8 protein-coding genes are annotated in these 7579 nt (G+C 68.7%); all 8 read left to right on the plus strand.

What is annotated here, in order from left to right; all coding sequences use genetic code 11:
* Window position 1: 1 nt before the first annotated feature.
* A complete protein-coding gene (locus tag Q0579_RS04745) occupies window positions 2-1684 on the plus strand; it encodes a diguanylate cyclase (RefSeq protein ID WP_298809666.1) in 1683 nt (560 codons plus the stop codon).
* Window positions 1685-1742: 58 nt separating this feature from the next.
* A complete protein-coding gene (locus Q0579_RS04750; protein ID WP_298809667.1) occupies window positions 1743-1946 on the plus strand; it encodes a hypothetical protein in 204 nt (67 codons plus the stop codon).
* Between the two features lie 76 nt (window positions 1947-2022).
* A complete protein-coding gene (locus tag Q0579_RS04755) occupies window positions 2023-3735 on the plus strand; it encodes a long-chain fatty acid--CoA ligase (RefSeq protein WP_298809669.1) in 1713 nt (570 codons plus the stop codon).
* A gap of 54 nt (window positions 3736-3789) precedes the next feature.
* Window positions 3790-4029, plus strand: coding sequence for an exodeoxyribonuclease VII small subunit (locus Q0579_RS04760; RefSeq protein WP_298809671.1), 240 nt, complete (start codon window positions 3790-3792; stop codon window positions 4027-4029).
* Window positions 4026-4940, plus strand: coding sequence for a polyprenyl synthetase family protein (locus Q0579_RS04765; protein ID WP_298809672.1), 915 nt, complete (start codon window positions 4026-4028; stop codon window positions 4938-4940). The genes Q0579_RS04760 and Q0579_RS04765 overlap by 4 nt, the downstream gene beginning before the upstream one ends.
* Window positions 4941-4942: 2 nt before the next feature.
* Window positions 4943-5485 carry a pantetheine-phosphate adenylyltransferase gene (coaD, locus tag Q0579_RS04770; RefSeq protein ID WP_298809674.1) on the plus strand — a complete coding sequence of 181 codons (543 nt, stop codon included), beginning with the start codon at window positions 4943-4945 and terminating at the stop codon, window positions 5483-5485.
* A 98-nt stretch (window positions 5486-5583) separates the two neighbouring features.
* Complete coding sequence (locus Q0579_RS04775; RefSeq protein ID WP_298809677.1) at window positions 5584-6306, plus strand: peptidylprolyl isomerase; 723 nt, start codon at window positions 5584-5586, stop codon at window positions 6304-6306.
* A 36-nt stretch (window positions 6307-6342) separates the two neighbouring features.
* On the plus strand, window positions 6343-7368 hold the full coding sequence (queA, locus tag Q0579_RS04780; protein WP_298809679.1) for a tRNA preQ1(34) S-adenosylmethionine ribosyltransferase-isomerase QueA: 1026 nt from the start codon (window positions 6343-6345) through the stop codon (window positions 7366-7368).
* The last annotated feature ends 211 nt before the right edge of the window (window positions 7369-7579 follow it).

The raw sequence follows: 7579 nt of genomic DNA on the forward strand, positions 1-7579 counted from the left end.
CATGTCGATCCGGACGCTGACACGATTGATCGCGGTGGCGGTGCTGGCGCTGTTGGCACGGCCGGCCGGCGCGCAGAACGCGCTCGCGGGCACCCCGGTCACGACCTGCGTCGCACCCGTTCGGCCTGGCGACGATGCCGCGGCGATGCTGCGCCGCGCCGACCGCTTCAACTGCACGGCGCCGCAGGCACGGTTCGCGCCGGGCGATTACTGGGTCCGCGTCGACCGCGTGCCGGCCGGTGCGGGAATGGTGCCGCGGGTGATCCGGTCGTGGAGCCTGTGGCAGGACGGCGCAATCCTGTACCTGCGTTACGCCGACGGCGTGGTGATCCGGCGCGTGATCGACGATGTCGGCGCGGCGCGGTCGATTATGCTCGGTGCGATCTTTGAACAGCCGATCACGGTGGGCGGCGTGCCGCTGCGGCAGATCATGTGGCAGATACGCGGCGCCGTGAACGTCCGCGGCATCGTCGCGGACGCGCGCATCGGCACGCCGGCACAAAGTGCGGAGCGCAACCTGGTGTTCGCCGCGCTGTATGCCGCTTTCGGCGGGCTGTGCCTGGCGTTGCTGGTGTACAATCTGTCGCTATGGGCGGCGTTGCGGCACCGCTTCCAGCTCGCTTATTGCGGCATGGTTGCAGCGCTGGCGGTCTACGCTTTTTCCTCGTCGGGGGCGATGGCGTGGTTGTGGCCCACTGCCGGCAATCTGATGCGGATACGCGTCAATTACGCCGCGCTGGGGCTCGCTGCGGTGATGGCGCTGCGGTTCGCGCGACAATTCTTCGAGCCGCGCGTGTTCGATCGCTGGACCGCGCGCGCGACCGCGGCGGTCGGCTGGTATCTGATCGCGTCGGCGGCGGCGTTCGTGCTGCTAGCGCCGTGGCAGGCGCGCGCGCTGGATTTCGCCTACTCGCTAGGGTTCGTGCTGCTGACGCTCGTCGCCGCGGTGATCCTGGTGCGGGCATGGCGCGCGCGGAGCAATTACCTGTGGGTGTTCGGCATCGCCTGGGCGACGCCGTTCGCGCTCGCCGCGATCCGCACGATGAGCAGTCTGCACCTGATCACCGCCAGCACCTGGATCGACAATTCGACGCTTGCCGCGATGACCGTGGAAGCATTGGTGTCGAGCGTCGCGATCTCCTATCGTATTCGCCTGTTGTCGGTCGAGCGCGACGAGGCGCGCGCGGAAGAGGTCGTTGCCCGGCTGCTCGCCGATACCGATCCGTTGACCGAGCTGCTCAATCGTCGTTCTTTCATGCGCGAGGCGCTGGCGGCGGGTGCGCGCGCGCCGCAACTGCTGGTGCTCGCCGACATCGATCATTTCAAGCGGGTCAACGACGCGCTCGGGCATGACCTGGGCGACGAGGTGCTGCGCTGCGTCGCGCGCGCGCTGCGCGCGGTCGCCCCGCGCGGAGCGCTGGTGGCGCGGATCGGCGGCGAGGAGTTCGCGGTGCTCGCACCCGCCGACACGCACGGCCTGCCCGACGCGGTGCTGGCCGCGGTTCGCGCCGCGCGGATGCCGTACGACCTGACCGTCACCGTCTCCGTCGGCAGCAGCGCCGGCAGCCTGAGCGGGGAAGGGGACTGGGCGTCGCTGTATCGCATGGCGGACCAGGCGCTGTTCGCGGCCAAGGCGGCCGGGCGCGACCGCGCGCGTGTCGCCAGCCTGGCGCTCGCTGCCTGAGCGGACGCTTCCCGCCGCGGCGTTGATCATGTAAGTGACCGGGCGAGAGGGGAGTTCGATGAAGCACCGCCGTCGCATCGCCATTGCCGCCGCCGGTGCGGCCTTCGCGCTCGTCGCCGTTCGTCATCCGACCGCCGACCTGAAGATCATGACGCACGAGGCGCGCGACACTGCGCCGCACCGCATCCAGGCCGCGATCGACCTGGGGCTGGTCGGCTTCTCGATCCTCTACACCTGGACCGCGCCGCGCATCGCGGGCTGAGTGCCCCGGTTGACGGACACGTAAAGTCACGCTTGCGCGATTGAAGCGGCGTGACCTCTTGCTTACACGCGTGTCAATGACCGACGAACGCGCCTGGCAGACCCGCTACCGCCACCCGACACCATGGGCGGTCGACCTGCCGCCGATGTCGATGCCCGACCTGTTCACGGCATCGACCGCGCAGCACGCCGATCGCGCGATGATCGACTTTCTCGGGCGCCATTACAGCTACGCCGAGGTCGCTGACGGCGCGCGGCGTGTCGCGGCGGGGCTGGCGGCGATGGGGTATGGCAAGGGCGACCGGATCGGATTGTTCCTGCCGAACGTGCCGCATTACGTCGCGGCTTATTACGGCGCGCTGCTGCTCGGCGCGACGGTGGTCAATTTCTCGCCGCTCTACACGGTCGACGAGCTGGTCCATCAGGTCGAGGATTCGGGCACGCGCGCGCTGTTCACGATCTCGGCCAAAGCGCTGCTGCCGACCGCCTTGAAGGTGCTCGACAATAGCCGGCTCGAGCGGTTGATCGTGGGCTCGGTCGCGGGCGCGCTGCCCGGCCCCAAGTCGCTGCTCTACCGATTGTTCAAGGGCAAGGAAGTCGCCCGCCGCCCCGACGACGCGCGCGTCACCGCCTTTTCCGCGCTGATCGCCAACGACGGCCAGTTCGCCGCGCCGGCGATCGACCCGGTCGGTGATGTCGCGCTGATCCAATACACCGGCGGCACCACCGGCGCGCCCAAGGGGGCGATGCTGACGCACGCGAACCTGACCGCCAACGCGCGCCAGGTCGTCGCGCTCGACCCGCATTGCGAACACGCCGACCGCATCGTCGGCGCATTGCCGTTGTTTCACGTCTTCGCCAACACCTGCGTGCTCAACCGCACCGTGCTGAACGGCGGTGAGATGGTGCTGCTGCCGCGGTTCGAGGCGGGGCAGGTGCTGGATGCGATCGCGCGGACGAAGGCGACCGCCCTGCCGGGCGTGCCGACGATGTATCAGGCGCTGCTCGACCATCCAAAGTTCGCCGCGACCGATTTCTCCTCGCTGCGCGTCTGCATCTCGGGCGGCGCGCCGCTGCCGGCCGAGCTGCGCGACAAGTGGCAGGCGGCGACGGGTGCGCGGCTGGTCGAGGGCTACGGCCTGTCGGAAAGCTCGGGTGTGCTGACGTGCAACCCGTATGAAGGGGCGCAGCGCCCGGGCACGATCGGACAGCCGGTACCGGGCACGCGGCTGCGGCTGGTCGACAAGGAAGACGCGACAAAGCCTGTCGCCGCAGGAGAGCCGGGCGAGATCGTCGCGCACGGGCCGCAGGTGATGGCGGGTTATTGGAACCGCCCGGAAGCCGCCGCCGACGCGTTTGTCATGCTGGGCGGTGAGGCGTGGCTGCGCACCGGCGACGTCGGGGTCATCGACGAGGACGGCTTCGTCGCGGTGGTTGACCGGTTGAAGGACATGATCTCGGTCGGCGGGTTCAAGGTTTTCCCGAGCCAGATCGAGGAGATCCTCTACCATCACCCGGCGGTCAAGGAAGCGTTGGTGGTCGGCGTGCCCGACGCTTACCGCGGCGAGGCCCCGCGCGCCTATGTGACGCTGAACGACGACGTGATCGGTGATGGAGCGGTCGGTAGCGAGGGGGCCATCGATGGCGAAGCGCTGCTCACCTGGTTGAACCCCAAACTGGGCAAGCACGAGCGCGTCGACGCGGTGGTGGTACGCACGGCCTTGCCCAAGACGATGATCGGCAAGCTCAGCCGCAAGGACCTGCTCGCCGAAATCCGCGCCGAAGACTGACGGATACGCGACGCTGCTTGACCAGTTGCGCCGCGCTGCCGCATAGCCGCCCACATGGATCAGGCGATCGAGAAGCTGTCGTTCGAGGAAGCGATGCGCGAGCTGGAGTTGATCGTCGGCAAGCTCGAGTCCGGTGACACCCCGCTGGAGGATGCGATCCGCTTGTACGAGCGCGGCAGCGCGCTCAGGCAGCGCTGCGCCGAGCGGCTGGATGCGGCGCAGGCGCGGATCGAGGCGATCCGGGTCGGGGCCGATGGCAAGCCCGCGGGCGTGCAGCCCTTCAACGTCGGATGAGCTCCGCACCCGTTCAGCCGCCTTCGCCCAGCCTCGCCGACGCGCTCGCCGAGGTGCAGGCGGAGGTCGACCGTCGGTTCGACCTGCTGCTCGCGGTCCCCGACGATGCGCGCGCGCGGCTGTACGAGGCGATGCGCCACGCCGCGATCGGCGGCGGCAAGCGGCTGCGTCCGCTGCTCGTCTTCGCGACCGCGCGATTGTTCGACGTCGACCGCGACTGCGCCGGGCGTGTCGCGACGGCGCTGGAGGCGATCCACGTCTACTCGCTCGTCCACGACGATCTGCCCGCGATGGACGACGATGACCTGCGGCACGGCAAGGCAACCGTCCACAAGGCGTATGACGAGGCGACTGCAATTCTTGCGGGCGATTGCCTCCACGCGCTCGCGTTCGAGGTGCTGGCCGACCCTGAGACGCACGCCGACCCGTTCGTCCGTGCCGAGCTGATCGCCGATCTCGCGCGCGCGTCGGGTCCGGCGGGCATGGCGGGCGGGCAGATGATGGATCTGGTCGCGGAGAACGAGACTTTCGACATCGGTACCGTCACACGGTTGCAGCAGTTGAAGACCGGCGCGCTGATCTGCGCCGCGGTCGAGGCCGGTGCGATCCTGGGCCGGTTGCCGCCCGAGGGGCGCACCTCCTTGCGCGGCTACGCGCACGACCTTGGCCTCGCGTTCCAGATCGTCGACGATCTGATGGACGTCGAGGGTGACGAGGAACTGGCCGGCAAGAAACTGCGCAAGGACGAGGCGGCGGGCAAGGAGACGTTTGTCTCGCTGCTGGGCGTCGAGCGCGCGCGCGAGCAATCGCGGATGCTGGTCGACCAGGCGATCGCGCATCTGCGCCACTACGGCGCCGAGGCCGACCTGCTACGCGCGATCGCCCGCTACGTGATCGAAAGGGATCGTTGACCATGACTGCCGTTCCCGACCGATCGAACGGCAGCGGCCACGCGGTGCGCATCGGCGTCTATCCCGGCACCTTTGATCCGGTGACGCTCGGCCACATGGACATCATCCGCCGCGGCGCGAAGCTGGTCGACCGGCTCGTCATCGGCGTCACCACCAACCCGTCCAAGTCGCCGATGTTCTCGGTTGAGGAACGCATGACGATGGTCGAGCGCGAGGTCGCGGCATTGCCCGGCGACATCCGCGTCGTCCAGTTCGACTCGCTGCTGATAGACTTTGCCGAGCGCGAGCGCGCCAGCGTGATCGTCCGCGGCCTGCGCGCCGTCGCCGATTTCGAATATGAATATCAGATGGCGGGCATGAACCAGAAGTTGAACGACCGGATCGAGACGGTCTTCCTGATGGCCGATGTCGCGCTGCAACCGATTGCGTCGAAGCTGGTCAAGGAGATCGCGATCTTCGGCGGCGACATCCGCAAGTTCGTCACGCCCGCGATCTGCGAGGAAGTGGTCGCGCGCGTTCAGATGGTCGGACGGCGCGGGAGCTGACGCGGGCGCGCCCGCGCAATCCCGCGCGCCATTCACGTTGGCGCAAGCCGTAAATTGCTCTAGGTGACGCCGTCCCTGTCATCACCCGTGTAGGCCCGATGCGCTTCTTTGCCGCTTTCCTGTCGCTGATCATGTCGTTCGTCGCGTTGCCCGCGCTGGCGCAGGCCCCGCAACCCGCCTCCGCCGACCCGGCGCAGCCGCTGCCGACCACGGACCTGCAGAATGTGTGGCTGCTCGATCTGTCGACCGGCGGGCGCGTTGCGATCCTGCTGCGCCCCGATGTCGCTCCCAAGATGGTGGAGCGGATCAAGACGCTGACGCGGCAGCATTTCTACGACGGACTGGTGTTCCACCGCGTGATCGACGGCTTCATGGCACAAGGTGGCGATCCCAAGGGCGACGGCACCGGCGGCTCGCAGCTGCCCGACGTCGCGGCCGAGTTCAATTACCTGCCGCACGTGCGCGGCGCGGTGGCGGCGGCGCGCGCCGAGGCGGAGAACAGCGCCAACAGCCAGTTCTACATCGTGTTCCAGCCGCGCCTGCAGCTCGACAAGAAGTACACCGTGTTCGGGCGCGTGATGACGGGCATGAACTACGTCGACGCGATCGAGCGCGGCGAGCCGCCGGCGAACCCGTCGCGCATCGTCCACGCTTATATCGCGAGCGACAACCCGCCCGCCTATCAGCCGGCCGCGGCCGCACCGCTGATCCCCGCGACGCTGGGCGACGTGACGTTGCCGGGTGCGAAGTCGGCACCGGGTGCGAAGAAGCCGGCCGCATCGACGGCCGCGCCTGCCAAGAAGCGTGCCGCTCGTCGCTAATCGCTGATCGCTGATCGCTGACGGCTGGGGTTGAGCGTGAACGTCGACCTGTTCGATTTCGAGCTGCCGACCGACCGCATCGCGCTGCGCCCGGCGTCGCCGCGCGACGCGGCGCGGATGTTGGTGGTGGACGATGCGGGATTGCACGACCGCGTCGTGACCGACTTGGTCGACGTGCTCCGTCAAGGCGACCTGCTCGTCTTCAACGACACCCGCGTCATCCCCGCGCAGCTCGAGGGCACGCGCGGGCAGGCGCGGATCGGCGCGACGCTTCACAAGCGCGAGGGGCCCAGACGCTGGCGCGCGTTCGTGCGCAACGCTCGCCGGCTGCGCGACGGCGACGTGATCGACTTCGGCGCGGGGGTGCAGGCGACCGCCGGCGCGCGCGAGGAGGACGGCAGCCTCGCGCTCGACTTCCACGGCGACGAGCCGGTCGAGCTGCTGCTGGAGCGCGCCGGGCGGATGCCGCTGCCGCCCTATATCGCGGGCAAGCGCGACACCGACGCGCGCGACCGGGATGATTATCAGACGATGTTCGCGCGCGAGGCGGGGGCGGTCGCCGCGCCCACTGCGGCGCTGCACTTCACCCCTGAACTGCTCGCGCGGCTGGACGCGGCAGGCGTCGAGCACGCGACGCTGACGCTCCACGTCGGCGCGGGCACGTTCCTGCCGGTCAAGGCCGAGGACACCGCCGACCACCGCATGCACGCCGAATGGGGCCGCATCGACACCGCAACCGCCGATCGGCTGAACGAGGTGCGCGCGCGCGGCAGTCGCGTCATCGCGGTCGGCACCACCTCGCTGCGCCTGATCGAGAGCGCGGCGGGCGAGGACGGCATCGTGCGTCCCTTCGAGGGCGACACCAGCATCTTCATCACCCCGGGCTATCGTTTCCGCGGCATCGACGGGCTGATGACCAACTTCCACCTGCCACGCTCGACCCTGTTCATGCTGGTCTCGGCGCTGATGGGACTGGAGCGGATGAAAGACGCTTACGCCCACGCGATAGACAACGGCTATCGTTTCTACTCTTACGGGGATGCGTCGCTACTTCTTCCGTAGAGTCCGCTTGGTGGGCGGGTGAGTGGTGCCTTTATACATGCCTTTGACTAGGCATCGCACAAGGGACCCGGCGGCGTAGGCGCTGACAGGTCTTGCGAGCGGACGCAGCGGAGCGGCTCTTCACGAGCTCGTCTTGGCGCTTTCAGCCGGAAGGCGCGTAAGCGTCCGGTGACGGCGTCACCTCAAACGGGCCGGTAGTTCCACGGCAGCA

The sequence above is a fragment of the uncultured Sphingomonas sp. genome, assembly GCF_936927845.1.
Taxonomy (GTDB): domain Bacteria; phylum Pseudomonadota; class Alphaproteobacteria; order Sphingomonadales; family Sphingomonadaceae; genus Sphingomonas.